This is a genomic window from Promicromonospora umidemergens (genome assembly GCF_024171995.1).
GTDB classification, from domain to species: domain Bacteria; phylum Actinomycetota; class Actinomycetes; order Actinomycetales; family Cellulomonadaceae; genus Promicromonospora; species Promicromonospora umidemergens.
Genome location: NZ_JAMTCT010000004.1, coordinates 111932 through 136435, shown reverse-complemented (window position 1 = coordinate 136435; position 24504 = coordinate 111932). Strand labels below are relative to the sequence as shown.

Genomic DNA, 24504 nt, shown 5'->3' with positions numbered 1-24504 from the left:
CGCCCGGCACCCAAGGCTGCGTCCGTGCCGTCCCGCCCGCCGTGGCCGGTCCGCGCGCTACGGGGGCTGTGGATGGGTATGGCGCACGCCGTCGGCGGTGCCACCCGTGCCGCGGGGCCGCGGACGGCGCAGGACACGTCCGACGGGGACGGGGGCGCGCAGAAGGCAGAGCAGCAGGGAGGGCAGGAACTGGAAACGGACCACCGGCGCGACGGCGTCGGCTTCGCGCTGCTCGCAGTGGCGGTGATCGTCGCCGCGCGTGAGTGGTGGGGCATCGACGGGGCATTCGGCGACGGCGTGCACGCGGTGGTCGCCGGCACGTTCGGTGTGGCAGGCATCGCCCTGCCCGTGCTGCTCGTGTGGCTCGCCTTCCGGGTCATGCGCCATCCCGAGCGCGCCCAGCAGAACGGGCGGGTGGCGATCGGGCTCAGCTTCCTCGTGGTCGCCACGTGCTCTCTCGTGCACATCAGTGCGGACCTGCCGTCGCCTGCCGAGGGCTTCGCCCCGGTGCAGGACGCCGGCGGCGTCATCGGGTTCCTGTTCGCGACCCCGGTGGCCACCGGCCTGACGCAGTGGTTCGCGATCCCCCTGTACGTCCTGGCCGGGTTCTTCGGGGTCCTCATCGTGACGGCGACGCCGGTGCACCGGATCCCGGCACGCCTGCGCGGCCTGTACGACCGGCTCACCGGTAACCACACCGAGCCGGTGGCGACGGACAAGGACGCGATCGCGCTTGCCGAAGGCGTCTCGGCGCACGACGGCGCCGCTGCAGGCACGAAGCGCCGCAAGCGCCGCACCAAGCAGGAGATCGCCGCGGAGAAGGAGCGGCTGGCCGGGTTCGTCGGCGACGAGGCCTTCGAGAAGGCCGCCGAGGTGGAGGCCGCGGAACGCGCCGCGAAGGCGAGCAAGCTCTCCACGCAGCGCATCCCGACCAGCGAGCCCGCCGGCAAGGTGACCGGCGCACCCGCCGGCCCGGACGGCGAGCGCGGCAAGGGCGACGGGCCCAGGCCGCCGCAGGGCAGCGAGCCGATGCCGCGCGGCGTGCAGCCCATGCTCGACGGCGACACGGTCTACCTGCTGCCGAACGAGGACGTGCTGGTGCAGGGACCGCCGCACAAGGCCCGTTCGGCCGCCAACGACCGGGTGGTCGAGTCGCTCACCGGCGTCTTCGAGCAGTTCGGCGTCGACGCGAAGGTCACCGGCTTCAGCCGCGGCCCGACGGTCACCCGGTACGAGGTCGAGGTGGGGGCCAAGACCAAGGTCGAGCGCATCACGTCGCTGTCCAACAACATCGCGTACGCGGTGGCGAGCGCCGACGTGCGCATCCTGTCGCCGATCCCGGGCAAGTCCGCCATCGGCATCGAGATCCCGAACACGGACCGCGAGACCGTCGTGCTGGGCGACGTGCTCCGCTCGGGCGCCGCGCGACGCACCGAGCACTCCATGGTGATGGGCGTCGGCAAGGACGTCGAGGGCGGCTACGTCGTCGCGAACCTCGCGAAGATGCCGCACATCCTCGTGGCGGGCGCCACCGGCGCGGGCAAGTCGAGCTTCATCAACTCGATGATCACGTCGATCCTTATGCGTGCGACGCCCGAGCAGGTGCGCCTCATCCTGGTGGACCCCAAGCGCGTGGAGCTCACCATCTACGAGGGCATCCCGCACCTGATCACGCCGATCATCACCAGCCCGAAGAAGGCCGCTGAGGCCCTCGACTGGGTGGTGCGCGAGATGGACTCGCGGTACGACGACCTGGCGATGTTCGGCTTCAAGCACATCGACGACTTCAACACGGCGGTCCGGGCCGGCAAGGTCAAGCCGCCGGCGGGCTCCGAGCGCAAGATCGCGCCCTACCCGTACCTCCTCGTGGTCGTCGACGAGCTCGCGGACCTCATGATGGTCGCCCCGCGCGACGTCGAGGCCTCGATCCAGCGCATCACGCAGCTCGCGCGCGCGGCGGGCATCCACCTCGTGCTGGCGACGCAGCGCCCGTCCGTCGACGTCGTCACGGGGCTCATCAAGGCGAACGTGCCGTCGCGGCTCGCCTTCGCGACGTCGTCGGTCACCGACTCCCGCGTGGTGCTCGACCAGCCCGGTGCCGAGAAGCTCATCGGCCAGGGCGACGCGCTCTTCCTGCCCATGGGCGCCGCCAAGCCGATGCGCGTCCAGGGCGCGTGGGTCACCGAGTCAGAGGTGCACCAGGTCGTCGAGCACGTCAAGAGCCAGCTCAAGCCGGTGTACCGCGAGGACGTCGCCGCGCCGACCGCCCCGAAGAAGCAGGTCGACGAGGACATCGGCGACGACCTCGACCTGCTGCTGCAGGCGACGGAACTGGTGGTCACCACCCAGTTCGGCTCGACGTCCATGCTGCAGCGCAAGCTCCGCGTGGGGTTCGCCAAGGCGGGGCGCCTCATGGACCTGCTGGAGTCGCGCGAGATCGTGGGGCCCTCCGAGGGTTCCAAGGCACGCGACGTGCTCGTCCTGGCGGACGAGCTGCCGTCGGCGCTCGCGCTCATCCGCGGCGAGCAGCCGCCGCAGGTCTTCGACCAGGCAGAGCCCGAGCGTCGCGCGGACGGCGCGAGCCGCGCCACCGACGACCAGTACGCCGACGGGACGGACGGTCACCTGCCACCCGTCGCCACGGACTACCACGACGACGCCGACGCGCTGCGCTGACGACGGTTCGCCGCCGCGCCGTCGTGCCGTCCGAGGTGCCGTGCGCGCGACACGAGGGTGGTGCTCAGCGGTTCCGCGGGAGCACGCGTGGCGGTGGCTCGTCCGTCGCCCGGGGCGGCTCGCGCCGCTCGGCCGCGGTGCCGCCGACGCTGTCCTGAGCGATCCGGAGGCGCTCGCGGAGGTCGGTGTCGGTCAGCCGCCCGCCGTCCGCGTGGGCCAGCGCGTCGCGTGTGCCGCGCAGCCTGTGCTTGGCCGCGAGGTCCACGGTGGTCGCCGCCCAGCGCACGTCCGTGACCCGTGCGTGCCCGTGCGGCGGACCCACGACGTCCGCGAGCAGCAGCAGCCCGACGGCCGAGGCCCACGTCCCGCAGCAGTCCAGGCTCTGGTTGGAGAGAAGGTTGCCGAGGCCGTAGGCCACCCACATCCCGTCGCGCCCCGGGCCGCCAGGCAGGTGCTCCACCGGCTGCGGGACGTGGGCGTGGTGCCCGATCACCAGGTCCACCTGGCCCGAGCGGGCCAGAGCCCGCGTCGTCTTCCGCTGGTGCGGGGTGGGCTCGGTGACGTACTCGTGACCGTCGTGCAGGCTCACCACCACGAGGTCCGCGCCCGCAGCTCGTGCCTCCTCGGCCTGCCGGACGATGCGTCGGGTGTCGATCAGGTCGACGGACCAGGAGCCGCGGGGCGCCGTGGACCCGTTCAGCCCGTACGTCGCCGCCAGGTGGGCGACGGTGACGGTGCGGCCGTCCCGGTGCAGCTCGTAGTGCTGGGCGCTGCGCGACTCGCGGCGGTCCCGTGCCGTCCCTGCGTGCCCCATCCCGGCACGGTCGAGCGCCTGGAGCGTCGCGGCGATGCCGTCGTACCCGGCGTCGGCCGCGTGGTTCGACGCGGTGGAGCAGCCGTCCCAGCCCTGCTCGTCCAGGTCCCGGACCAGCTCACGCGGCGCGGCGAACACGGGATAGCCCGACGGCGGCGTACCCAGCGGCGCGACCGGCGCCTCGAGGTGGCACAGGGCCAGGTCCGCGCCGACCACCCAGGCGTCGATGCCGGCCAGCAGAGGTGAGTAGTCGATGCCGGTCGGACCGGTCGCGGAATCGTTCACGGGGCCGTGCGGCAGCACGTCGCCCGCGGCGAGGAGGGTGAGCTCGATGTCCCGCGGTTCCGGGGCTGCGGACATCGGGACCGGAGCCGCCGCCGGGGGAGCCGCGGTCGTGTCGCCAGAGCTGCTCGGGGCCGTCTCGGAGCCCGGCCCGGGGACGGAGGTGCAGCTTGCCGGTGCGACGACCAGGGCGCTGGTCAGTGCAGCGGACGTGAAGAGCCGCGGAACGCGAGCTGTGCTCACCTTCTGATGTTATGGCAGGTCGGCCGCCGCCGCGGGCCGGTCCGGCCGGCCGGTTCGGGCGGGGGTGAACCGCCGTTAGGCTGGAGCAATGGTCAACGACGCTCCGTCGCCCTGGAATATTGCGAACATCGTCACGATGATTCGCATCGCCATGGTCCCGTTCTTCGCCTGGGCACTCCTCGTCGAAGGCGGGGACGACACCACCTGGCGGCTCGTGGCCACGGCGATCTTCGTGGTCGCGGCGGTATCGGACAAGGTGGACGGCTACCTCGCCCGGTCGCGCGGGCTCATCACGGACCTGGGCAAGCTGCTCGACCCGATCGCCGACAAGCTGCTCATCGGCGCCGCCCTGATCCTGCTCTGGATCCCGCTCGGCGAGCTGCCCTGGTGGATCCCCGTGGTGATCCTGGTGCGCGAGCTGGGCATCACCTTCATGCGGATGGGCATGCTCAAGTACGAGGTGATGCCGGCGTCGCGCGGCGGGAAGCTCAAGACGGTGCTGCAGGCCGTGGCGATCTCGATGTTCCTGCTGCCGCGTGACGGCTTCGAGTGGTTCACGGTGATCGCCTGGATCGTGCTGCTGGCCGCCTTCGTCCTGACGGTCGTGACGGGCGTCGAGTACGCGTACCAGGGCTGGAAGATCCGCCGTGATGCGCGGGCCGGGGCGCGGCGCGCATGACGGCAGCACGCCTGCTGGAGGCTGCGGCCGCCCGGGGATGGACCATCGGGGTGGCCGAGTCGCTCACCGGAGGGCTTGTCACCGCGGCGCTCGTGGCGGTACCGGGCGCGTCGCGGGTGCTGCGCGGCGGAGTCGTCGCCTATGCGACGGACCTGAAGACCGAGCTGCTCGGTGTCGGCGTGGACCTGCTCGCCGACCGGGGTGCCGTGGACGAGGCGGTCGCCGCTGAGATGGCGGCGGGGGCACGTACGGCGACGGGCGCCGACGTCGGGCTCGCCACGACCGGCGTCGCAGGCCCGGACCCGCAGGACGGCCACGCCCCCGGTGTGGTGTTCGTCGCGGTGAGCACCCCGGTGGTCTCTGAGGTGCACCGGCTGGACCTCGACGGTGACCGGGCCCGGATCATCGGAGACGCCGCTCGGGGTGTCCTGGAGCTGGCGTTGGTGCTCCTTAGCGAGTCGCCGGGTGAAAAAAGCGACACAAACCCTACAAAGCCCCCTGAAGTTACAGACAAGTGAAACTTCTTGGCTTAATCTTGCACAGGGCTTGACGACAGCGCAGTTCGGGAACAAGGCTCATATCAACAGCGTTGGGGCAGGTGTGATCACGAACAGGCCGACCACCCGGAGCCGGCGCAAGAGCTCTTCGAGCGCGGGGTACGGTAGAACGACCTCCACGCGTGGAGGGCGCACCACACGCACGACACGTCCGGCCCAGGCGGGGCAGGGCGTGAGTTCAGGGACAGGCACTGAAAGGGGGCGCGAGATGGTCGTACTACGGCGAGAAATCGGAGACGTGCTGCGTGACACGCGGCAGCGTCAGGGGCGCACCCTGCGCGAGGTTTCGTCGGCGGCGCGAGTGTCGCTGGGGTACCTCAGTGAGGTGGAGCGAGGGCAGAAGGAGGCGTCGTCCGAGCTTCTTGGCTCCATCTGCGAGGCGCTCGACGTGCCGTTGTCCTTGGTCCTGCGTGAGGTGAGCGACCGCGTGGCGGTGGCCGAAGGATTCCAGATCCCGGACACGATCCCGGCGGACTTCGTCGCTGGTCTCCTGGCCAGGGGAGGCGACCGGACCGCAGCGCGGCGCGACGTCGCTCAGCCGGACCTGGCACCGGTCGGCTAACAGCCGCCGGGACAGAACGAGACCGCTTCAGGGCGGGACGCGACCGAGACCTCGGTTCGGGTCCCGCCCTGATGCTGTTCCCTGCGCTATCTCGGCGCCGGCGCCTGGCAGGTCGGGCACCAGAACACGGGACGCTCGTAGGGCTTCTCGTTCGCAGAGCCGACACTGATCGGCGTGCCGCACCGGTGGCACGGCCGGCCTGACCTGCCGTGCGCGTGCATCTCGACGGCGCCCAGGCCGCGGGCCCGTCCGACGGCCACGCTGCGCTCCATCAGCCGGCGGGCCGTGCGGAGCAGGTCGTGGCACTCCTCGTCGGTCAGCGCCCCGGTCGGCGTCCAGGGGAACAGGCGTCGTGCGAACAACGACTCGGCCATCCAGATGGTCCCGATGCCCGCGATGGTGCGCTGATCCAGCAGGGCTGCGCACAGCGGTCGGTCCGGCTCGCGGACGAGCCGCGCGGCGGCGTCGGGCAGCCCGGTGGTGGGAAAGTCGGCACCCAGCACATCGGGACCCAGCCCGCTCAGGATCCTGGGCTCGTCATGGGTGCGGAGCAGGTCGAGCATCCCGAGGTGCCATCCGGTGGCGGTCCAGGCTTCCGTGGCGAGGACGGCGCGGATCGCTGGGTTCCGGGCAGAAGCATCGCGTGATCCGGTGCGGTGGACCTTCCAGAGCCCTTCCATGCGCAGGTGCGTGTGGAGCGTGCGTCCGTCGTCCAGCCGGGTCAGCAGGTGCTTGCCGTACACGCCGGTCTCCAGTGCGGTGGCGCCGGTCAGGTTCGCAGCCCCGGCACTCGGCCAGCGCAGCTCCGCACGAACGAGCGGCAGGCCGCGCAGCGCCGCGGTGAGGCGTTCGGCGGTGAGGCGCAGAACATCGCCCTCTGGCACGTATGCTCCCCTCGTCGTGGGGTTTCAGCGTAGTGTGCGCCGGGCCGAGCGACGCCGCACAACCGGCATATCACCCGTGCGACTGGACCTGATCCGGGTTCCGCCGCTCGGGCGGCACTGGGGGACAGCCCCCAGAGATGTCCGTGCGTAACCGGGGGAATACCGGATGGCTTCCGAGCGCTCGGTCCAGGACCCTTATCTCATGACCGTCGCACACGCTGACCTGGGGAGACATTCCGAATTGCCGCCCGTACCCGTAGACCCCCGCAGCGCGCGCACGGTTGGCTGGCTCAGCGCGACGGCATTGCTCCCGATGGTCGCGGCGCACGTGGTGGGCGCGTCAGTCGTCGACCCGGTGCTCGACCCGATCAGCTGGTACGCCTTCGTGCCCGGTGGCGGCGAGCTCATCCTGGCCGGCGGCCTGATCATGGCGTTGCTCGGGCTGATCCTCACGGTCCGGATGTATCGCGCGGGGCTGGCGGTCGGCCCTGTCCCCGCCGCCGCGATGATCCTCTTCGCCGTGGCGATGATTCTTGTCGGCGCATTCCCGACCGACCCGCCCGGGACAGCAGCGACGCTGTCCGCGACGATCCACCGGGTCAGCGCGGCAGCGGCGTTCTGCGTGCTCCCGGCGGTCGGCCTGAGCCTGGAGCGGTCGATCCAGCGGCCCCGGTCGGGACTCCCCCGAGGTCTACGGACGGCGGCCAGCGCGCTGGGCGTGCTGGTCTCGTTGTTCCTCGTGGTGCACCTGTCGCTGGTCTTCTTCGCCGACTCCGGGATCGTGGCCTTCGGCCTCATCGAACGCGTGGGCTTCATGATCATGATCGGCTACCTGTTCCTCCTCGCGGCCACCATCGACCGCGAGGACCTGAGCTCGGGGCCCGCCACGGCAGGGATCGCGGGGCACGAGGTCGTCGAGACCGAGGTGGCAGGGTCGGCTCTGGCGCTCAGCGGACCGAGATCCGCAGACCTCGTGGGGTGACCGCGAAGCCGGCCTCCACGAGCGCGCGCGCCACCGGGTCGTGCCGCGCGGCCTCCAGGGCGGACACACCGTCGACCCGCTGGACCACCAGGCGCCCCAGCCGGCCCTCGCGGACGGTCCGGGCCAGCGCCGCGGCGGCGACCGCGAGCCGGGCGGGGCTCCGGGTGAACGACAGCACCGTGCGCCCACCTCGCTCCACGAACAGCGCGAGGTCGCCGTGGGTGAGCACCACGATGGCCCCGGCCTTGCGGCCGGGCCGGTGCGCGGCGGCGGGCCTGCTCTCGAAGCTCCTGCCCGACGTCGGCTCCGCGTCCCGCGCCGGGCCGACCACGCCGGACCCGGTCCCGTCGTTCCCAGGGGCGTGGCTGGACGTGCTGCTGCCACCGGCCGAGCGGTCCGGGCCAGCAGGCCAGGCGAGCGCCGCGCCGTACGGGTTGGCCGGGTCCATCGCGGCGAGCACGACGGCGCCGCTGGTGCTGCTCGCGCCCGTGCCGGTCGCCACGGCTGTCGTCCGCTCGGCGGCCTCCAGCTCGGCCTCGACGATCCTGGCGCGGTCCTGCGCGTCGACCCGCAGGCGGTCGACGGCTCCCGGCAGCGCGAACTGCGAGCCGCCCAGGTGCTCGACGAAGTATCCGCGGCGCACCGCACCGCGTTCCTCCAGACCGGACAGCACGCGATACACGTCGCGATAGCCGGCCCCGACGCCCTCGGCCGCCGCGCCGGACCGGGTGAGCACGCCGTGCCGTTCGAGCAGCACCTGGGTCAGGGCGTGGGCCCGCAAGGTGGGATCGGCCTCGCGCGTCGGCAGCGCGGCCCAGCGGCCCCCGCCTCCGGGGACCGACGCACTGGCGCGCAGCGCCGACGTCGGGCGCCCCGGCGACACGGCGAACCGTGAGCGCCGCACCGGCCGGGCGCGCGCGGTCGTCCGAGGCGCCCGATGGGCACCGGCGCCGCTGACCCGTTCCCGCAGGGCGCCCAGCCCGTCGTTGGTGACCTGCCCGGCCCAGACGAGGTCCCACAGCACCTCGAGCACGGCGTCCGGTGCGGTGCCGGTGAGCTCGGCGACCCGCGGCAGGAAGAAGCCACCGGAACCGGTCAGCAGGTCCAGCACCGCCCGGTGCAGGTCGGAGTCGAGCGGGCTCTCCTCCTGGATCGCTTCCAGCGCGGGAAGCGTCAGCGGGGCGCCGTCGGCCAGGTGGAGCGAGACGAGGCCGTCACCGCCCCCCGAGCCGGGCAGACGGGAGTGACCCGCCCACAGGACCTCACCTGCGACCGTCAGCTCGTCGAGCAGGGCGGGGGAGTAGTCGGTCACTCGCGCGGGCAGCACCAGGGTCTCAAGGGCCGACGCCGGGACCGCCGCGCCCGCGAGCTGCTCGATCGCCTGCACGAGCCCGTCCGCGGCGCGCAGCAGTCCGGTGGAGACGTTCTGCCAGCGGGGCAGGAAGGCGCCGAGGGCCTCCTGCTCCACGGGTTCCACCTCGGCGCGCAGGACCGCCAGCGAGCGCCGCCGCAGCAGGCGCAGCACACCGGGGTCGCACCACTCGTCGCCCGTGCCGCCGAGCGAGCCGGGCCGCAGGCTGCCGCGCGCGAGCACACCGCCGGCCTCGAGGCGGGCCAGCCCGTGCGCGACGACCGCCACGCCCAGGCCGAACCGCTGGGCCGCCGCGCCGGCGCCGAACGGCCCGTGCGTGCGGGCGTGTCGGCGCAGCAGGTCACCGAGGGGGTCGGGCACTGGTTCGGTGAATGTCTCCGGGACGCCCACCGGGAGCGCCACGCCCAGCGCGTCGCGCAGGCGGCCGGCGTCCTCTGCGACCGCCCACTGCTCCACGCCGGCGAACCGGACACGGATGACGCGGCGGGTGGCCTCCAGCTCGTCGAGCCAGCGGGCCACGGCGTGGCGGGCCTCTTCCCGGGTGCGGGCCTCCAGGGCGGTAAGCGGGTGCGGTCCGGTGCGGCGGAGCAGGTCCCACAGGCCCTCGGCGTCCCGGGCCTGGCGGTCCGGTGCGAGCCCGGCCAGCTCCGCCTCGGTGCGCTCGACGGCACCCGGGTCCAGGAGTTCTGCCAGGTCGGCGGCCCCCTGGTCACCGAGCAGCTCGGCCAGGAGGTCCGGGTCCAGCGACAGGGCGGCCGCACGACGCTCGGCCAGCGGTGCGTCGCCGTCGTACAGGAACTGGGCGGTGTAGCCGAACAGGAGCGACTGTGCGAACGGCGACGGGGTCTGCGTCGTGACCTCGACGACCCGGACGCCGCCGGCCGCGATCTCGCGCATGAGGTCGGCCAGGGCTGCGACGTCGAAGTCGTCCTGCAGGCACTCCCTGGCGGCCTCCAGCACTATGGGGAAGTCCGGGAACTGGCTGGCCACCTCCAGCAGCTGGGCGGACCGCTGCCGCTGCTGCCAGAGGGGCTGGCGTTTGTCGGGGCGGCGCCGGGGGAGCAGGAGCGCCCGTGCCGCAGCCTCACGGAACCGCGCGGCGAACATCACCGACGAGCCCAGCTCGTCACGGACCGCGCCGAGCACCTCGTCCGGGTCAAGGAGCAGGTCGTCGAGCGCGACCTGCCCGGGGGTGTGCTGTGCTCGCGGGCCGGTGTCGTCGTCCTCGGCAGCTGCGGTGCCGGCGTCCCACGGGTCGCCCTCCCAGCCGCCGCCCGCGTCGGGCAGGCGCAGCACTATCCCGTCGTCGGAGTGCATGGCCGCCACGTCGAGGCCGAAGCGGGCGCGCAACCGGGCGGAGATCACCAGCGCCCACGGCGCGTGCACCCGTGCGCCGAGCGGCGAGTGGATCACCACGCGCCAGTCGCCGAGCTCGTCGCGGAACCGCTCCACGACCACCGTCCGGTCGTCGGGCACGCGCCCGGTGCCCAGCCGCTGCTCGGTCAGATAGGCGGCAAGGTTGTCCGCGGCCCAGGCGTCGAGCCCGGCGTCGCGCAGGTGCTTGCGCCCGGCGTCGAGGTCGGCCGCGAGGGCGGCGTCGGCCTCCCGGACGAACGTGCCGACCGCGCGGCCCAGCTCGGCGGGGCGGCCCTGGGCGTCACCCTTCCAGAAGGGCAGGCGTCCGGGCAGGCCGGGTGCCGGGGTGACCAGCACCCGGTCGGTGGTGATCTCCTGGATGCGCCACGTGCTCGACCCGAGCGTGAACGTGTCGCCGACCCGGGACTCGTAGACCATCTCCTCGTCCAGCTCGCCGACGCGCTTGCCACCGCGCGTGCGGGCGGCTCCGCCGGCCACGGTGTCGGTGAGGGCGTCGCCCGGCGCGCCGCCGTCGGGCCCGTCGGTGGCGAGGAAGACGCCGTAGGCGCCCTTGTCCGGGATGGTGCCACCGCTCGTGGCGGCCAGGCGCAGCGCTCCCGGCCGACCGCGCAGCATGCCCGTCGCGCGGTCCCAGGTGATGCGGGCGCGCAGCTCGGCGAAGTCCTCGCTGGGATACCGGCCGGCGAGCATGTCGAGCACCGCGCGCCAGGTCGCGTCGCCGAGCCGGGCGAACGGCGCGGCGCGGCGGACGAGGGCGAGCAGCTCCTCCTCGGCCCAGTCGTCGACCGCGAGGGCCGCCACCACCTGCTGTGCCAGGACGTCGAGCGGGTTGGCAGGGACGTGCATGTGCTCGATCTCGCCGGCGCGCATGCGCTGCGCGATGACGGTGGCCGGCACGAGGTCGCCGCGGAACAGCGGGAAGACCACACCCTTGGACACCGCACCCACCTGGTGGCCGGCCCTGCCGATGCGCTGCAGCCCGCTCGCCACGGACGGCGGCGCCCCGACCTGCACCACGAGGTCCACCGCCCCCATGTCGATGCCGAGCTCCAGGGACGACGTGGCGACCACGGCGGGCAGCCGGCCCTCCTTGAGCTCCGTCTCGGTGCGGGTGCGCTCCGCGCGGCTCATCGACCCGTGGTGGGCCCGCGCCAGAAGGGTCTCGCCCTGGGCGGGTACGGCTTCGGGCAGGCCGCGCTGGCCGGGCGTCGGCGGGGGGATGCCGACGCTCGTGCCCGACTGGCCCGGCACGAGCGCGGCCCAGGTGCTGGCCGGGTCGGCGACGTCCAGGCCCTGGCGCTGCGCCCACACCTCGTTCATCCGGGCGGTCAGCCGCTCGGCGCCCCGCCGGTTGTTGGTGAAGACGATGGTGGAGGTGTGGTCGGTCACGAGGTCGACCACGCGCTCCTCGACGTGCGGCCAGACCGACGCCCGGCGCAGGGGCCGTGTGGCCTCGCCCGAGAGGTCGATCTCGTCGTCGCCGGTGCCCGGACCGTTCGTCCCGGCACCGTTCGTCCTGGCACCGTTCGTCCCGGCACCGCCCGGCCCTGGGGCCGCGCCGTCCGCCGGCAGCGCGCCATCGGACGGACCGGTTGCCGGCGCGCTGTCGAGGTCCGCGAGGTCAGGGACGGGCACGACGACGTCGATGGCCCACTCCTTGTGCGACGGCGGCTGCACGACCGCGACCTCCCGCGCGGAGCTGTCGTCGCGGCCGCCGCCGAGGAACCGGGCGACGGCGTCCACAGGGCGCACCGTCGCCGACAGGCCGATGCGTTGCGCCGGACGGTCGAGCAGCGCGTCGAGCCGTTCAAGGCTCAGGGCCAGATGAGCGCCGCGCTTGCTGCCGGCGACAGCATGGATCTCGTCGAGCACCACGGTCTCGACGCCCGCCAGACCGGCCCGCGCCGACGAGGTGAGGATGAGGAACAGCGACTCCGGCGTCGTGACGAGGATGTCCGGGGGGCGGGGGGCGAACGAGCGCCGCTCGCTCGCAGGCGTGTCCCCCGTGCGCATGCCGACGGTGACGTCCGGGACCTCGACGCCGTCCCGGGCCGCGGCCTGCCGGATGCCGGTGAGCGGGGAGCGCAGGTTGCGCTGCACGTCCGCGGCGAGAGCCTTGAGCGGCGACACGTACAGCACTCGGCAGCGGCGGGCGCGCTCCTCGGGCGGTGGAGCGGACATGATCCGGTCGATCGACCAGAGGAACGCCGCGAGCGTCTTGCCCGACCCGGTCGGCGCGACCACCAGCGCGTGCTGGTCACGCGCGACGGCGTCCCACGCGCCGGCCTGCGCGGCGGTGGGCTGCGCGAACGCCCCGGCGAACCACGCGCGGGTGGCGGGTTCGAACCGGGCGAGCGGGTCGTCGGGCGTTGGCATGGACCCATTCTGTCCCTGACCACTGACAGCGGCCGGTTCTCGGCGCCCGCTCGAGGAGACGTAGGGTTGCGGGGTGCGCGAACGGGATTTCTGGCAGCTGATCGACGAGGTCTTCGGTCCCGCCTACGGGCGCGCCCTCGCACGCGAGCAGGTGCTGCCTGCGCTGGACGGCCGAACCCCGGCTGTCGCACTGGACGACGGCGACGAGCCGCGTGACGTGTGGCACGCGCTGTGCGACGCGCTGGACGTGCCCGACGCCGACCGGTGGGGCAAGGACGAGCACCGGCAGGCACCGCCGCCTCGCCGCTGAGCCGATGAGTCGGTGAGATGTCCACGACACCCCGGTGTGTCGTGCGTTGCCTCGAACACGCGTTCGGTTAGACTTTGACCACAGGCACGGATTTCGGAACGTCGTCCACAGGCGGCGGCCGGAGAAGGCGTTCGTGTCAGTGGCTCCGCGTACGGTCGGCAACGACGTACAGAGCCATCCACGCCGGCGCACAGAGCGCCCCGAAACCGAAGGTGTTGCACATGCCCGCACCAGCAGATCGCGACAAGGCCCTCGAAGCGGCCCTCGCTCAGATCGACCGCAGCTTTGGCAAGGGCTCGGTCATGCGCCTCGGCGACGAGATCCGCGCGCCTATCGAGGTGATTCCGACCGGCTCGATCGCGCTCGACGTGGCGCTCGGTATCGGCGGTCTGCCCCGAGGCCGTGTCGTCGAGGTATATGGGCCCGAGTCCTCGGGCAAGACGACCATCGCGCTGCACGCGGTGGCCAGTGCGCAGCGCCAGGGCGGCATCGCGGCATTCATCGACGCCGAGCACGCGCTGGACCCGGACTACGCCAAGAAGCTCGGTGTCGACACCGACGCCCTCCTGGTCTCGCAGCCGGACACCGGCGAGCAGGCGCTCGAGATCACCGACATGCTGATCCGCTCCGGTGCGCTCGACATAATCGTCATCGACTCCGTCGCCGCGCTGACGCCCAAGGCCGAGATCGAGGGCGAGATGGGCGACAGCCACGTGGGTCTGCAGGCTCGCCTCATGTCGCAGGCCCTGCGCAAGATCACGGGCGCCCTCAGCCAGTCCGGCACCACCGCGATCTTCATCAACCAGCTGCGCGAGAAGATCGGTGTGTTCTTCGGCTCGCCCGAGACCACCACCGGTGGCAAGGCGCTGAAGTTCTACGCGTCGATCCGCCTCGACATCCGGCGTATCGAGACCCTCAAGGAGGGTACGGACGCGGTCGGTAACCGCACCCGGGTGAAGGTCGTCAAGAACAAGATGGCGCCGCCGTTCAAGCAGGCCGAGTTCGACATCCTGTACGGCCACGGCATCTCCCGCGAGGGTGGCCTGATCGACATGGGCGTGGAGCACGGCTTCGTGCGCAAGTCGGGCTCGTGGTTCACCTACGAGGGTGACCAGCTCGGGCAGGGCAAGGAGAACGCGCGAGCGTTCCTGCGGGACAACCCCGACCTCGCCAACGACATCGAGAAGCGCGTCAAGGAGAAGCTGGGCGTGGGCCCGAAGGTCGACGCGCCGGCAGACGGGGGTGCGGCTGCGGCGGCCCCTGCCGGCACGGACACCGCACCGGCTGCGGGCACCGTCGCGGCGGCGAGCTCGTCCTCCCGGACGACGGCAACGGCGAAGGCCACCAAGGCACCCAGCGCGCGCTCGAAGGCTGCGAAGCCCGCGGCGTCGAAGACTGCCGAGAAGGCGGAAGCGGCCGCCGAGAAGGCGCCGTTCTGACGTGCAGTACGGTGATCCAGCGGATGGTCCCGGCGTGGGGAAGCGTCGGGGCCGTCCGGCTGCTCGGGAGGGTGGCTGGACGAGCAGCCGCGGAGGGCGCAACAGCGCCGACCGAGCACCACGCAAAACCGTCGCCGAGCGTCTCGAGGCCGGCGAGATCACCCGGGACGAGGCCGTCGAGAAGGCCCGCGAGGCAGTCCTGAAGACCCTGACGGCGGCGCAGCGGTCCCGGCGTGAGCTGGAGCAGTCGCTGGCCCGAAAGAGCTACCCGGAGGACGTCGTCGTGCAGGTGCTCGACCGGTTCGACGAGGTGGGCCTGGTGGACGACGCGACCTACGCGGAGACCATCGTCCGGACCCGGCACGCCGAACGGGGCCTTGCCCGGCGAGGCATCGCGGCGGAGCTGCGTCGGCGCGGCATCGACGAGGACACGGCCACCGAGGCCCTGGACCAGCTCGACCCGGACGACGAGCGGGTCGCGGGCGCGAAGCTGGCCACGAAGCTCATCACCCGCACGCGCAGCCTCGACCGCCAGGTGCGGGTCCGTCGCGCCGTCGGTTCGCTCGCGCGCAAGGGCTACGCGCCCGGCCTGGCCTTCGAGCTGGTCCGCGACGCGCTCGCCGCGGAGGGCGAGGACACAGACGACCTCGGCTACTCCGAGGACTGAGCCCAGCCCGGGAAAGGTCGGTAAAAGGCCAGGTGATCGGCAACCCGAGCTGCCGATCACCTGACCTTTTACCGATCACCCGGTTACGGGCAGCCCGTCAGACGGCGCCCGCGCCGCCTCCGGCACCACCGGCCACGACGGTCGGGTTGCCGATGCCGGGGCCTTCGTCGGTGAGACCCGACGTGCGGCTGGACAGCAGCTTGGACAGCCGGTGCGCCACCACGGTGAGCACCATGTTCAGCAGGATGAACACCACGGCCACGAGAGCAAGCACCTGCAGAGGGTTGCCGTCGCCGGACGAGACGATCTGGCCGCTTCGGAGCAGCTCGCTGAAGCCGATGATCGATCCGAGTGCTGAGTCCTTCAGCACCACGACGACCTGCGACACCATGGCAGGCAGCATGGCGACCAGCGCCTGTGGCAGCTGGATCGAGCGGAGGGTCTGGCCGTCCGTCAGGCCGATCGCGAGGCCTGCCTCGCCCTGCCCGCTCGGCAGGCTACCCACGCCGGACCGCACGAGCTCGGCGATGACGGATCCGTTGTACAGGATGAGCGCGACCACGACGGCGAGGAACGCCTTGTCTGCCACGCCCGGCAGCACGACCCCGAAGAGTCCGTAGAAGAACACCATCATGAGCAGCACGGGCACGGCGCGCAGGAACTCGACCACGACACCGCTCACCCAGCGCACCGGCGCGATCTTCGAGAGACGGCCCATGCCGAAGATCATGCCGAAGGCGAGGGCCCCGACGATCGCGTACGCAGCCGCCTGCAGCGTGTTCTGCAGCCCGGGCAGCAGGTAGAACTCCCAGGTGCGGGCCGAGAACGCGGGCCCCCAGAGGTCCCAGGACAGCTGGCCCTTTGCGTCGAGCTGGACCAGCAACCAGGCGAGCACACCGAGCGCGATGAGGGCACCCAGTACGTTCCCGCCGCGGATCAGGGCCCGGGTGCGCGGACCGGGGGCGTCGAAGAGGACGGAGGAGCTCATCGCTTCACCGCCAGACGCTGGGACAGCCAGGTGGTCAGCAAGCCGATGGGGATCACCAGGATGACGTAGCCGATGGCGAACAACGCGAAGATCTCCCAGCGGTAGTCGGCGTTGAACTCGAGCATCGTCTTCATCGTGGAGGCGGTCTCCCAGGAGACGCTTGCCGCGGCCGCGACGGTGGAGTTCTTCAGCAGCGCGATGAGCGTGTTGCCCAGCGGCGCGATGGCGCCGCGGAACGCCTGCGGCAGGATCACCAGCTGCGCGGCGGGCAGGAACGACAGCCCGATCGCGCGTGCGGCCTCAGCCTGTCCCAGCGGCACGGTGTTCACGCCGGACCGGATGGACTCGCACACGAACGCCGCGTGGTAGACCGCCAGGCCGATGACGGCGAGCCGGAAGAAGTTGCTGTTGAAGTCAGCGGCCAGGCTGACCTGTAGCTGCGTCCATACCGCCAGGACCAGGAAGGTCATGATGATCGTCAACGGGGTGTTGCGGAAGACGTTCACGTACGTGGCACCGGCCCACCGCAGCGACGCGATGGGGGAGATGCGCATCAGCGCGAGCATGGTGCCGATCACCAGGGCGAACAGTGCGCCCCAGAACGTCAGCTGGATGTTGGTCCAGAACGCCCCGAGCACGTCGTACTGCTCCAGGAGCGCGCCGAGCCCGGACAGATAGTCGTTCACGGGTCACCTTTCGGGTGAGGCGCTGCCCTGACGGGCGCGCCCCGGTCGGTCAGATCACGGACGGCGGGAACGCCGCCCTCGCAGCGAACGGGATCGCGCCTCGCACGGCAGGCGCGATCCCGGTCACTGCGAAGGAGACGTCAGGCGCAGTCGGCCGGCTTCGGCGGGTTCAGGTCCGCGTTCGGGGTGTAGTCGGCACCCTCCGTGTTCGTGGCCACGGCCTCTTCCCACGCTCCGTCGTCGATCATCTTGGTGATCGCCTCGTTGATGGCCTCGCACTGGTCCGAGTCCTTGGGCAGACCGACGCCGTACTGCTCCTCCGAGAACGGCGCGCCGACGACCTTGAGGTTGCCGTCGCCGTTGGCCGCCGCGAGCCCGGCGAGGATGATGTCGTCAGTGGTGACGGCGTCGACCTGGCCGGCGGACAGGGCGGTGACGCACTCGGCGTAGCCGGGGCGCTCGAGGAGCTGGACGCCCTCCGCGTAGTCGGTCTTGATCTTCTCGGCCGACGTCGAGCCGGTGACCGAGCAGAGGTTCTTGCCCTCGAGGTCTTCCGGACCGGTGATGTCGGTGTTGTCGGCCGCGACCAGCAGGTCCTGGCCGGCGATGAAGTACGGGCCGGCGAAGTCGATGACCTCCTTGCGGTCATCGGTGATCGAGTAGGTGGCGAAGATCATGTCGACGTCGCCGTTCTGCAGCATCGCCTCGCGGTTGGCCGAAGGCGTCTCCTTGAAGGTGATCTGGTCCTCGCTGTAGCCCAGCTCGTTGGCGACATAGCGGGCCACGTCGACGTCGAACCCGGTGTACTCGGCGCCGTCCTGCAGGCCGAGGCCCGGCTGGTCGTACTTGATGCCGATGGTGATGCCGTCGCCGCCGCCGTCGCCGCCGGCGGTCGCGGTGCCGCCGCCGTCCGGCTCGCCGCCGACCTCGGCGCTGCCGCAGGCTGAGAGTACGAGAGTGGACGCTGCCGCCATCGCCAGCAGCCCCATGGTGTGCTTACGCATGATTCCCCTTCGGGTAAGTGCGGGATCCGGTACGGAACCCTTTGGCTGAGATCAGTCAGTGAAAGGTCAGTGGGTCAGGATCTTGGAGAGGAAGTCACGGGCTCGATCGCTCTTGGGGGCCGTGAAGAACTCCTCGGGGGGAGCCTCTTCGACGATCTGGCCGTCCGCCATGAAGACGACGCGGTGCGCGGCCTTGCGGGCGAAGCCCATCTCGTGCGTGACGACGATCATCGTCATGCCTTCCTCGGCGAGCGCCACCATGGCGTCGAGCACCTCGTTGACCATCTCGGGGTCGAGCGCGGAGGTCGGCTCGTCGAAGAGCATCACCTTCGGCTGCATCGCCAGCGCGCGGGCGATCGCCACCCGCTGCTGCTGGCCGCCGGAGAGCTGCGCGGGCATCTTGCCCGCCTGGTTGCCGACGCCTACGCGGTCGAGGAGGCTGCGGGCCAGCTCCTCGGCGTCCTTCTTGTTCATGCCGCGGACCTTGCGCGGCCCGAGCGTCACGTTGTCGAGCACGGTCTTGTGCGCGAACAGGTTGAACGACTGGAAGACCATGCCGACCTCGGCCCGCAGCTGTGCGAGGGCCTTGCCCTCCTCGGGCAGGGTCTTGCCGTCGACGGCGATGCTGCCGTCGTCGATGGTCTCCAGACGGTTGATCGCCCGGCACAGCGTGGACTTGCCGGAGCCGGACGGGCCGATCACGACCAGCACCTCGCCCTTGTGGATGGTGAGGTCGATGTCCTGCAAGACGTGCAGTGCGCCAAAGTGCTTGTTGACGTGCTTCAGCTCTACGAGGGGCGCCCCGAGGACGCGGTCCGACGTCGGAGCGTCCACGGTCTCGTCGGCCGCCGGTTGGCCGGTGGTCGGGGTGCTCTGGTCCATCCCTTGAACCTAACGATCCGATGTTTCAAGGACCAAGTCGACGGGTCATCGCGACACAACGGTTCGGTAACAGATGTCCGCAATCCGGGCGAGACCGCCGTCCGGTGCGACTCGACAGGGGCCGTAAAATCGACTCGATGTCCACGACCGCCCTCACCCCAGCCATGCCCTCCGCCGCCTCGACCGACCACTCGACCGACCACTCGACCGGTCCAGCCGTCCGTGACGAGGCGCCGCAGCAGCCGCCGCGCACCTACCTGGTGCGCACCCTGGGCTGCCAGATGAACGTGCACGACTCCGAGCACATGGCGGGCATGCTCGAGGAAGCCGGGTACCAGCGGGCGTCCACCCAGGACGAGGCGGCCAGCGCTGCCGACGTCGTGGTGATCAACACGTGCGCCGTCCGCGAGAACGCCGCCAACAAGCTCTACGGGAACCTCGGCCAGCTCGCCAGCATCAAGGCGGCACGGCCGGGCATGCAGATCGCCGTCGGCGGTTGCCTGGCCCAGAAGGACCGCGGTGACATCGTGGCCAAGGCGCCGTGGGTCGACGTCGTGTTCGGCACGCACAACCTCGACGCCCTGCCGGTGCTCCTGGAGCGCGCCCGGCACAACGAGGCGGCGCAGGTGGAGATCGCGGAGTCCCTGCAGGTCTTCCCGTCCACGCTGCCGACCAAGCGCGAGTCCGTCTACGCCGGCTGGGTCAGCATCTCCGTCGGCTGCAACAACACCTGCACCTTCTGCATCGTGCCGCACCTGCGCGGCAAGGAGCGCGACCGCCGTCCGGGCGAGATCCTCGCCGAGGTGGAGGCGCTCGTCGCCGCCGGTGCGATCGAGGTGACGCTGCTGGGGCAGAACGTGAACAGCTACGGCGTCGAGTTCGGCGACCGGGGCGCGTTCGCCAAGCTCCTGCGCGCGTGCGGCCGCATCGAGGGCCTGGAGCGGGTGCGGTTCACGTCTCCGCACCCCGCCGCGTTCACCGACGACGTCATCGCCGCCATGGCCGAGACGCCGAACGTGATGCCGCAGCTCCACATGCCGCTGCAGTCCGGATCCGACCGGGTCCTGCGCGCGATGCGCCGTTCCTACCGCTCCGAGAAGTTTCTCGGGATCCTCGACCGCGTGCGTGCCGCGATGCCGGACGCCTCGATCACCACCGACATCATCGTCGGCTTCCCGGGCGAGACCGAGGAGGACTTCGCCGAGACGCTGCGCGTCGTCGAGGCCTCCCGGTTCAGCTCGGCGTTCAGCTTCCAGTACTCGCCGCGCCCTGGCACGCCCGCCGCGACGATGCCCGACCAGCTGCCCAAGGCCGTGGTGCAGGAGCGCTTCGAACGCCTGCTGGCGCTGCAGGAGCGCATCAGCGGCGAGGAGGCCGACAAGCAGGTGGGGCGCACGCTCGAGGTTCTCGTGGGCGAGGGTTCCGGCAGGAAGGACGGCGCGATGCATCGCCTGTCGGGTCGCGCCGAGGACAACCGTCTCGTGCACGTCGGTCTGCCCCGCACTTCCGTCGGCTCAGGCCTGAACGACGAACCGCGCGACGTCACGGGTGCCCCGGTGAGCCTCGACGACCCGCGCCTGTCCGCCGTCGTGCCCGACGGGCTGCCGCGCCCCGGCGACGTGGTGACCGCCACCGTGACGAAGGCCGCCCCGCACCACCTGATCGCGGACCCCGTCTCCGCCGGCCCGCTCGTGGTGCGGCGCACCCGTTCGGGCGACGCCTGGGCGGAGCGCGAGAGGGTACGCCTCGGCGGCGGGGAGGACACGCACTCGCACGGCACCCCTGCGCCGTCGGGCCCGGTAGTCCTCGGACTGCCCACCCTCCGCCACGGCTAGCCCTCCACGCCCACGACCAAGGTTGGCTGCTACTCCGCGTCCGACGGCGGGGCCAGGGACGCGACGGTCGAGAAGAACTGGCTCGCCGTGACCAGACCGCACGACACGGTCTGGGCCAGCTGGTCCTCGGTGGCTCCGTGCTCGAAGTCCACCGAAACCTCGGCGTACAGGGCGAGCCCCGCCGCCTCCTCGCGCGTGTAGACCTTCGGCCAGATGCGCTCGCGGTTCCAGTCGTTGGCGGCCTGCAGCACGGCGAGCCGAGCGCCGGCAGGCAGCGTGCCCGCCCAGCGGCCCCGCACCTGCAGGATCTCGTCGTGCTCGCCGAGCAGCAGGAACCAGAACCGGTTGCCGTCCCAGGTGCCGGTGACGTCGCCGTCGTCGTCGATGCGGAACCGGTAGCCGCGGCGCGAGAGGTCGTCCCCGACGCGCTGCGTGCTCAGCGGGCGCGGCTTCTCGATCTCGACCTTGGCCATCGTGCGGGTCTGCGTGCCGGAGGAGCGGCGCGCTGCCGGCGGCCGCGGGTTGAGCAGCCGCGCGAGCCAGCGACCGGCGCCACCGTTGCGTGCCGGGCTCATGGCGCGGACCGCAGAGGATCGGGGAACGTCTCGTCGAGGTGCTCGAAGAACATGGAGCCGGTGGTCAGCCCGCACTGCAGGAGCTGGTCCAGCTGGTCCTCCGTGACGCCGTGCTCCAGGTCGACGGTGACCTCGGTGTAGACCAGCACGGCCCCGTTGTCGCGGACCCGGACGTACGTCTTGGGCCAGATGCGCTCGGCGTTCCACTCGTTGCAGAGCTCGAGGATCTCCTCGAGCCGCTCGATGGTGAGATCGCGGTGCCACTGCCCGCGGACCTGGAGCACCTCTGAGCTCTCGCCGACCATCAGGAAGTAGAACAGCCAGCCGTGCCACAGCCCGCCGACGTCGCCCTCCGAGTCCACGAAGTAGCTGAACCCGTTCTCGCCCAGCCACTCGACCACGCGGTCGCGCGTCAGCGGCTCAGGGAGGAACGAGGGATCGTCGAGGCCGCCGGTCAGCTCTCGAAGCAGAACGCCTTCGACCTGTGCCCGCAGCTCCTCGTCGTCGAGTTCCTTGGGCTCGGGCTGCTGCGGGCCGGTGGCCGCACGGTCGCCGTCGCCCGCCGTGTTACGGCGTCGTGACCCGAAGAACCTCACCTGCCCACAGTACCCGCCAGACACCTCCCACCGCTGCGTCGAACGTGTGAGAAACGGGTGGAATCTGCCCGGAACGGCCAAGGGCCGGGCCTGGTGCTATTTTCAGGGATCGTGCGCGCCGTGATCCTGCCTGCGACCCCCCTCCTCGTCCCCGGGGTCACCCCTGGCCTGCGGACCGACCCGCTCGCGGACCTCCGCGGCGCGGTGGCCAGCGCCCTGGCCGCCCTCACCGCAGGCGGCGCGCTGCCCCTGGTCCTGGCCCACGGCGCGGTGCTCCGGCACGGGCACCTGCGCCCGACGCTCGCGGGTTCCGGCATCGGTGACCACTGGCTGCCCGACCCCTCGACAGGACCGGGACGGCGCCCTCGGACGGGCCCTGAACAGTGGGCCGGCCGCGCGCGCCCGCCCGCCGGCACCGGCGCCTCGGTGGCGCTGCTGGCGCTCGCGGACGTGCTGGGCGTACGCGCCGCCGACGTCGAGACGCTGGAGGTGCCGCCGAGCACTGTCGCGCTGGACGGCGGTCCGCTGGAGCTGCTGCGCCGCGCGGACGGCCTGGTCGTCGCCGGTGGGGGAGCGCCGGGCGGGCTGGACAGCAGCCCCGACGCCCTCACCGACGGGATCCGGGCGGCGCTGCGGGCCGCGGGAGCCGACGGATGGACCGCGGAGGTCCAGGTCTTCGAGCAGAGACACGACCACCTGCCGCCGGAATACCGGGTCACCACGCTGTCGGACCGTAAGATCGCCGCGTGCTAGTCGTCGCCGTCGTCGGGCCCACCGCCACGGGTAAGTCGGACCTCGCGCTCGACCTGGCGCAGGCGCTGGGCGACGCCGAGATCGTCAACGCCGACGCGTTCCAGCTCTACCGTGGCATGGACGTCGGCACGGCCAAGGTGCCGCCGGCCGAGCGGCGCGGGATCCCGCACCACCAGCTCGACGTGCTGGACCCCGTGCAGGACTCCTCCGTGGCGCGCTACCAGGAGTCGGGGCGCGCCGACCTGGACGCGATCACCGGGCGGGGGGCACGCGCCGTCGTCGTCGGCGGCTCGGGGCTCTATGTGCGGGCGCTGCTCGACGCCATGGACTTCCCTGGCACCGATCCGGAGATCCGGGCGCGATTCGAGGCTCGTGCCGAGGCAGAGGGGCGCCGCGCCCTGCACGCCGAGCTGGAGCAGCTCGACCCGCAGGCCGCGACGAGCATCGGGCCGCACAACACCCGCCGCATCGTGCGCGCCCTGGAGGTCATCGAGCTCACCGGCCGGCCGTACACGGCCAACCTGCCCCGGCAGGAGTACGTGCGGCCCGCCGTGCAGATCGGGCTGAACTGCTCGAGGGAGGTGCTGGACACGCGCGTGGCCGCGCGCGTCGACCGCATGTGGGAGTCGGGCCTCGTGGACGAGGTGCGCGCCCTCGCGAGCCCGGAGCAGGGCGGCACCGGGTCCGGCCTCGGCGTTACCGCCGCCCGCGCCGTCGGCTACGCGGAGGTGCTCGCCTGGTGGCGCGGGGAGTCCACCGAGGCGGAGGCACGGAAGGCCGTCACCGCGAACACCCGCCGCCTCGCGCGCAAGCAGATGGGCTGGTTCGGGCGCGACCCGCGCGTGCACTGGCTGGACGCCGCCTCGGCCGACCTGCTCTCCGACGCCCGGGCGATCGTGGCCGCCGCCGACGCCGGGACGTTGCCCGTTGCCGGGACCGAACCCGTGCGCCGTAGCCTGGGACCATGACGCAGCCCGCGACGAGCCCAGCGCCCTCCGCCCCGACGCCCGGCACCCTCGCCTTCACGAAGGGGCACGGCACGCAGAACGACTTCGTGCTGATCGCGGACCCCGAGGGCGTCCTCGAGCTCGGAGCCGACGACGTGCGCAGGCTGGCCGACCGTCGCGGCGGCATCGGCGGCGACGGCGTGATCCGGCTCGCCCCCACCGCGGCCCTCGCCCGCGCCGGCGAGCAGGCCGCCCAGGACGCCCTCGCCACGGACCCGACCGCCGAATGGTTCATGGACTACCGCAACGCCGACGGCTCGGTCGCGGAGATGTGCGGCAACGGCGTCCGCGTCTTCGCCGCCTTCGCCGAGCAGGAAGGGCTCGCCGACCTGTCCGCCGGGCGGCTCAGCCTCGCAACGCGCGCCGGCGTCAAGCACGTGACCAAGGAGCCGAGCGGCTGGTACGCCGTCGACATGGGGCCGTGGTTCCTGCCCGGCGGCGAGGCCGCGGTGACCGACGGGTACGACGCGGCGGTCGCGGTCCACGGCTGGACCGCACCCCGTCCGGCCCTGAGCGTGGACCTCGGCAACCCGCACACCGTCGTCGCCCTCGCGAGCCTCGACGAGCTCGAGTCCCTCGAGCTCCACCACGCCCCCGAGGTCTCGCCGGTGCCCACGCACGGCACCAACGTCGAGCTCGTGGTGCCCCTCGGTGAGGAGGACGGGCCCGACGGCCTCGTCGGCCGCCTCCGCATGCGCGTGCACGAGCGCGGCGTCGGCGAGACACCGTCGTGCGGCACCGGCGCCTGCGCAGCGGCGCTCGCGGTCCGCACCTGGCAGGTCGGGGCGTCCGGCGCCGGCGCCCCCGACACGTGGATCGTGGAGGTACCTGGCGGCGAGGTGCGCGTGCGGATGCTCCCGGGGGGCACGGTCGAGCTCGCGGGCCCCGCGGAGCTGGTCTACTCCGGTCGGGTCGTCCGCTAGGTCTCGCCGGACGGGTCGGACGCGCGGATCACCCG

At 72.2% G+C, this 24504-nt stretch carries 21 protein-coding genes; 12 read left to right on the top strand and 9 right to left on the bottom strand.

What is annotated here, in order from left to right:
* Nucleotides 1–78 precede the first annotated feature (78 nt).
* On the top strand, nucleotides 79–2676 hold the full coding sequence (locus APR04_RS08975; RefSeq protein WP_308292338.1) for an FtsK/SpoIIIE family DNA translocase: 2598 nt from the start codon (nucleotides 79–81) through the stop codon (nucleotides 2674–2676).
* Nucleotides 2677–2740: 64 nt separating this feature from the next.
* On the opposite strand, the gene APR04_RS08970 is transcribed toward APR04_RS08975, so the two are convergent.
* A complete protein-coding gene (locus APR04_RS08970) occupies nucleotides 2741–4015 on the bottom strand; it encodes a CapA family protein (protein ID WP_253869385.1) in 1275 nt (424 codons plus the stop codon).
* A gap of 88 nt (nucleotides 4016–4103) precedes the next feature.
* Between APR04_RS08970 and pgsA the strand changes: the two genes are divergently transcribed.
* From pgsA to APR04_RS08955, 3 genes are all read left to right on the top strand, one after another.
* Nucleotides 4104–4694 carry a CDP-diacylglycerol--glycerol-3-phosphate 3-phosphatidyltransferase gene (pgsA, locus tag APR04_RS08965; RefSeq protein ID WP_253869384.1) on the top strand — a complete coding sequence of 197 codons (591 nt, stop codon included), beginning with the start codon at nucleotides 4104–4106 and terminating at the stop codon, nucleotides 4692–4694.
* Nucleotides 4691–5212 (top strand): CinA family protein, encoded by a 522-nt coding sequence (locus APR04_RS08960; protein WP_253869383.1) that lies wholly within the window; start codon nucleotides 4691–4693, stop codon nucleotides 5210–5212. Before pgsA ends, APR04_RS08960 begins: the two co-directional genes overlap by 4 nt.
* 247 nt (nucleotides 5213–5459) lie before the next feature.
* Nucleotides 5460–5813: a helix-turn-helix domain-containing protein gene (locus APR04_RS08955; protein WP_253869382.1), complete on the top strand. Its 354-nt coding sequence runs from the start codon at nucleotides 5460–5462 to the stop codon at nucleotides 5811–5813.
* 86 nt (nucleotides 5814–5899) lie between these two features.
* Here the strand turns inward: APR04_RS08955 and APR04_RS08950 are convergent, their stop codons facing one another.
* On the bottom strand, nucleotides 5900–6697 hold the full coding sequence (locus APR04_RS08950; RefSeq protein ID WP_253869381.1) for a DNA-formamidopyrimidine glycosylase family protein: 798 nt from the start codon (nucleotides 6695–6697) through the stop codon (nucleotides 5900–5902).
* A 202-nt stretch (nucleotides 6698–6899) separates the two neighbouring features.
* On the opposite strand from APR04_RS08950, the gene APR04_RS08945 reads away from it, so the two are divergent.
* Complete coding sequence (locus APR04_RS08945) at nucleotides 6900–7679, top strand: DUF998 domain-containing protein (RefSeq protein ID WP_253869380.1); 780 nt, start codon at nucleotides 6900–6902, stop codon at nucleotides 7677–7679.
* Here the strand turns inward: APR04_RS08945 and APR04_RS08940 are convergent.
* A complete protein-coding gene (locus tag APR04_RS08940) occupies nucleotides 7645–12804 on the bottom strand; it encodes an Lhr family helicase (protein WP_253869379.1) in 5160 nt (1719 codons plus the stop codon). The genes APR04_RS08945 and APR04_RS08940 overlap by 35 nt on opposite strands.
* Nucleotides 12805–12877: 73 nt before the next feature.
* On the opposite strand from APR04_RS08940, the gene APR04_RS08935 reads away from it, so the two are divergent.
* The 3 genes from APR04_RS08935 (at nucleotide 12878) to APR04_RS08925 (ending at nucleotide 15220) form a co-directional block, all read left to right on the top strand.
* On the top strand, nucleotides 12878–13114 hold the full coding sequence (locus tag APR04_RS08935) for a DUF3046 domain-containing protein (protein WP_253869378.1): 237 nt from the start codon (nucleotides 12878–12880) through the stop codon (nucleotides 13112–13114).
* A 221-nt stretch (nucleotides 13115–13335) separates the two neighbouring features.
* Nucleotides 13336–14553 carry a recombinase RecA gene (gene recA, locus APR04_RS08930; protein WP_301312278.1) on the top strand — a complete coding sequence of 406 codons (1218 nt, stop codon included), beginning with the start codon at nucleotides 13336–13338 and terminating at the stop codon, nucleotides 14551–14553.
* A gap of 34 nt (nucleotides 14554–14587) precedes the next feature.
* A complete protein-coding gene (locus tag APR04_RS08925; RefSeq protein WP_253869377.1) occupies nucleotides 14588–15220 on the top strand; it encodes a regulatory protein RecX in 633 nt (210 codons plus the stop codon).
* A gap of 97 nt (nucleotides 15221–15317) precedes the next feature.
* On the opposite strand, the gene APR04_RS08920 is transcribed toward APR04_RS08925, so the two are convergent.
* The 4 genes from APR04_RS08920 to APR04_RS08905 form a co-directional block, all read right to left on the bottom strand.
* A complete protein-coding gene (locus tag APR04_RS08920; protein ID WP_253869376.1) occupies nucleotides 15318–16208 on the bottom strand; it encodes an amino acid ABC transporter permease in 891 nt (296 codons plus the stop codon).
* Nucleotides 16205–16894 (bottom strand): amino acid ABC transporter permease, encoded by a 690-nt coding sequence (locus APR04_RS08915; protein WP_253869375.1) that lies wholly within the window; start codon nucleotides 16892–16894, stop codon nucleotides 16205–16207. The genes APR04_RS08920 and APR04_RS08915 overlap by 4 nt, the downstream gene beginning before the upstream one ends.
* A 140-nt stretch (nucleotides 16895–17034) precedes the next feature.
* The gene (locus tag APR04_RS08910) at nucleotides 17035–17898 is read right to left on the bottom strand and encodes a glutamate ABC transporter substrate-binding protein (RefSeq protein ID WP_253869374.1); all 864 of its coding nucleotides are present in this window, start codon (nucleotides 17896–17898) and stop codon (nucleotides 17035–17037) included.
* A 66-nt stretch (nucleotides 17899–17964) separates the two neighbouring features.
* The gene (locus tag APR04_RS08905) at nucleotides 17965–18780 is read right to left on the bottom strand and encodes an amino acid ABC transporter ATP-binding protein (RefSeq protein WP_253869373.1); all 816 of its coding nucleotides are present in this window, start codon (nucleotides 18778–18780) and stop codon (nucleotides 17965–17967) included.
* Between the two features lie 137 nt (nucleotides 18781–18917).
* On the opposite strand from APR04_RS08905, the gene miaB reads away from it, so the two are divergent.
* Nucleotides 18918–20615: a tRNA (N6-isopentenyl adenosine(37)-C2)-methylthiotransferase MiaB gene (miaB, locus tag APR04_RS08900; RefSeq protein ID WP_253869372.1), complete on the top strand. Its 1698-nt coding sequence runs from the start codon at nucleotides 18918–18920 to the stop codon at nucleotides 20613–20615.
* A 29-nt stretch (nucleotides 20616–20644) separates the two neighbouring features.
* On the opposite strand, the gene APR04_RS08895 is transcribed toward miaB, so the two are convergent.
* A complete protein-coding gene (locus tag APR04_RS08895) occupies nucleotides 20645–21190 on the bottom strand; it encodes a type III secretion system chaperone family protein (protein ID WP_253869371.1) in 546 nt (181 codons plus the stop codon).
* Nucleotides 21187–21786, bottom strand: coding sequence for a type III secretion system chaperone family protein (locus APR04_RS08890; RefSeq protein WP_253869370.1), 600 nt, complete (start codon nucleotides 21784–21786; stop codon nucleotides 21187–21189). The genes APR04_RS08895 and APR04_RS08890 overlap by 4 nt, the downstream gene beginning before the upstream one ends.
* A gap of 120 nt (nucleotides 21787–21906) precedes the next feature.
* Between APR04_RS08890 and APR04_RS08885 the strand changes: the two genes are divergently transcribed.
* From APR04_RS08885 to dapF, 3 genes are read left to right on the top strand one after another with little or no spacing between them, the layout of a single operon-like run.
* Complete coding sequence (locus APR04_RS08885) at nucleotides 21907–22539, top strand: hypothetical protein (protein ID WP_253869369.1); 633 nt, start codon at nucleotides 21907–21909, stop codon at nucleotides 22537–22539.
* Nucleotides 22533–23507 (top strand): tRNA (adenosine(37)-N6)-dimethylallyltransferase MiaA, encoded by a 975-nt coding sequence (gene miaA, locus APR04_RS08880; protein WP_253869368.1) that lies wholly within the window; start codon nucleotides 22533–22535, stop codon nucleotides 23505–23507. Before APR04_RS08885 ends, miaA begins: the two co-directional genes overlap by 7 nt.
* Nucleotides 23504–24469 (top strand): diaminopimelate epimerase, encoded by a 966-nt coding sequence (gene dapF, locus APR04_RS08875; RefSeq protein ID WP_253869367.1) that lies wholly within the window; start codon nucleotides 23504–23506, stop codon nucleotides 24467–24469. The genes miaA and dapF overlap by 4 nt, the downstream gene beginning before the upstream one ends.
* Nucleotides 24470–24504 lie beyond the last annotated feature (35 nt).

What these genes read in the sequence shown, in the direction of transcription:
- APR04_RS08920 (WP_253869376.1), bottom strand. Translation starts at nt 16,208, where the DNA reads ATGAGCTCCTCCGTCCTCTTCGACGCCCCCGGTCCGCGCACCCGGGCC.
- APR04_RS08910 (WP_253869374.1), bottom strand. Translation starts at nt 17,898, where the DNA reads ATGCGTAAGCACACCATGGGGCTGCTGGCGATGGCGGCAGCGTCCACT.
- recA (WP_301312278.1), top strand. Translation starts at nt 13,336, where the DNA reads ATGCCCGCACCAGCAGATCGCGACAAGGCCCTCGAAGCGGCCCTCGCT.
- APR04_RS08905 (WP_253869373.1), bottom strand. Translation starts at nt 18,780, where the DNA reads ATGGACCAGAGCACCCCGACCACCGGCCAACCGGCGGCCGACGAGACC.
- miaB (WP_253869372.1), top strand. Translation starts at nt 18,918, where the DNA reads ATGTCCACGACCGCCCTCACCCCAGCCATGCCCTCCGCCGCCTCGACC.
- APR04_RS08940 (WP_253869379.1), bottom strand. Translation starts at nt 12,804, where the DNA reads ATGCCAACGCCCGACGACCCGCTCGCCCGGTTCGAACCCGCCACCCGC.
- APR04_RS08895 (WP_253869371.1), bottom strand. Translation starts at nt 21,190, where the DNA reads ATGAGCCCGGCACGCAACGGTGGCGCCGGTCGCTGGCTCGCGCGGCTG.
- APR04_RS08955 (WP_253869382.1), top strand. Translation starts at nt 5,460, where the DNA reads ATGGTCGTACTACGGCGAGAAATCGGAGACGTGCTGCGTGACACGCGG.
- dapF (WP_253869367.1), top strand. Translation starts at nt 23,504, where the DNA reads ATGACGCAGCCCGCGACGAGCCCAGCGCCCTCCGCCCCGACGCCCGGC.
- APR04_RS08960 (WP_253869383.1), top strand. Translation starts at nt 4,691, where the DNA reads ATGACGGCAGCACGCCTGCTGGAGGCTGCGGCCGCCCGGGGATGGACC.
- pgsA (WP_253869384.1), top strand. Translation starts at nt 4,104, where the DNA reads ATGGTCAACGACGCTCCGTCGCCCTGGAATATTGCGAACATCGTCACG.
- APR04_RS08975 (WP_308292338.1), top strand. Translation starts at nt 79, where the DNA reads ATGGCGCACGCCGTCGGCGGTGCCACCCGTGCCGCGGGGCCGCGGACG.
- APR04_RS08945 (WP_253869380.1), top strand. Translation starts at nt 6,900, where the DNA reads ATGACCGTCGCACACGCTGACCTGGGGAGACATTCCGAATTGCCGCCC.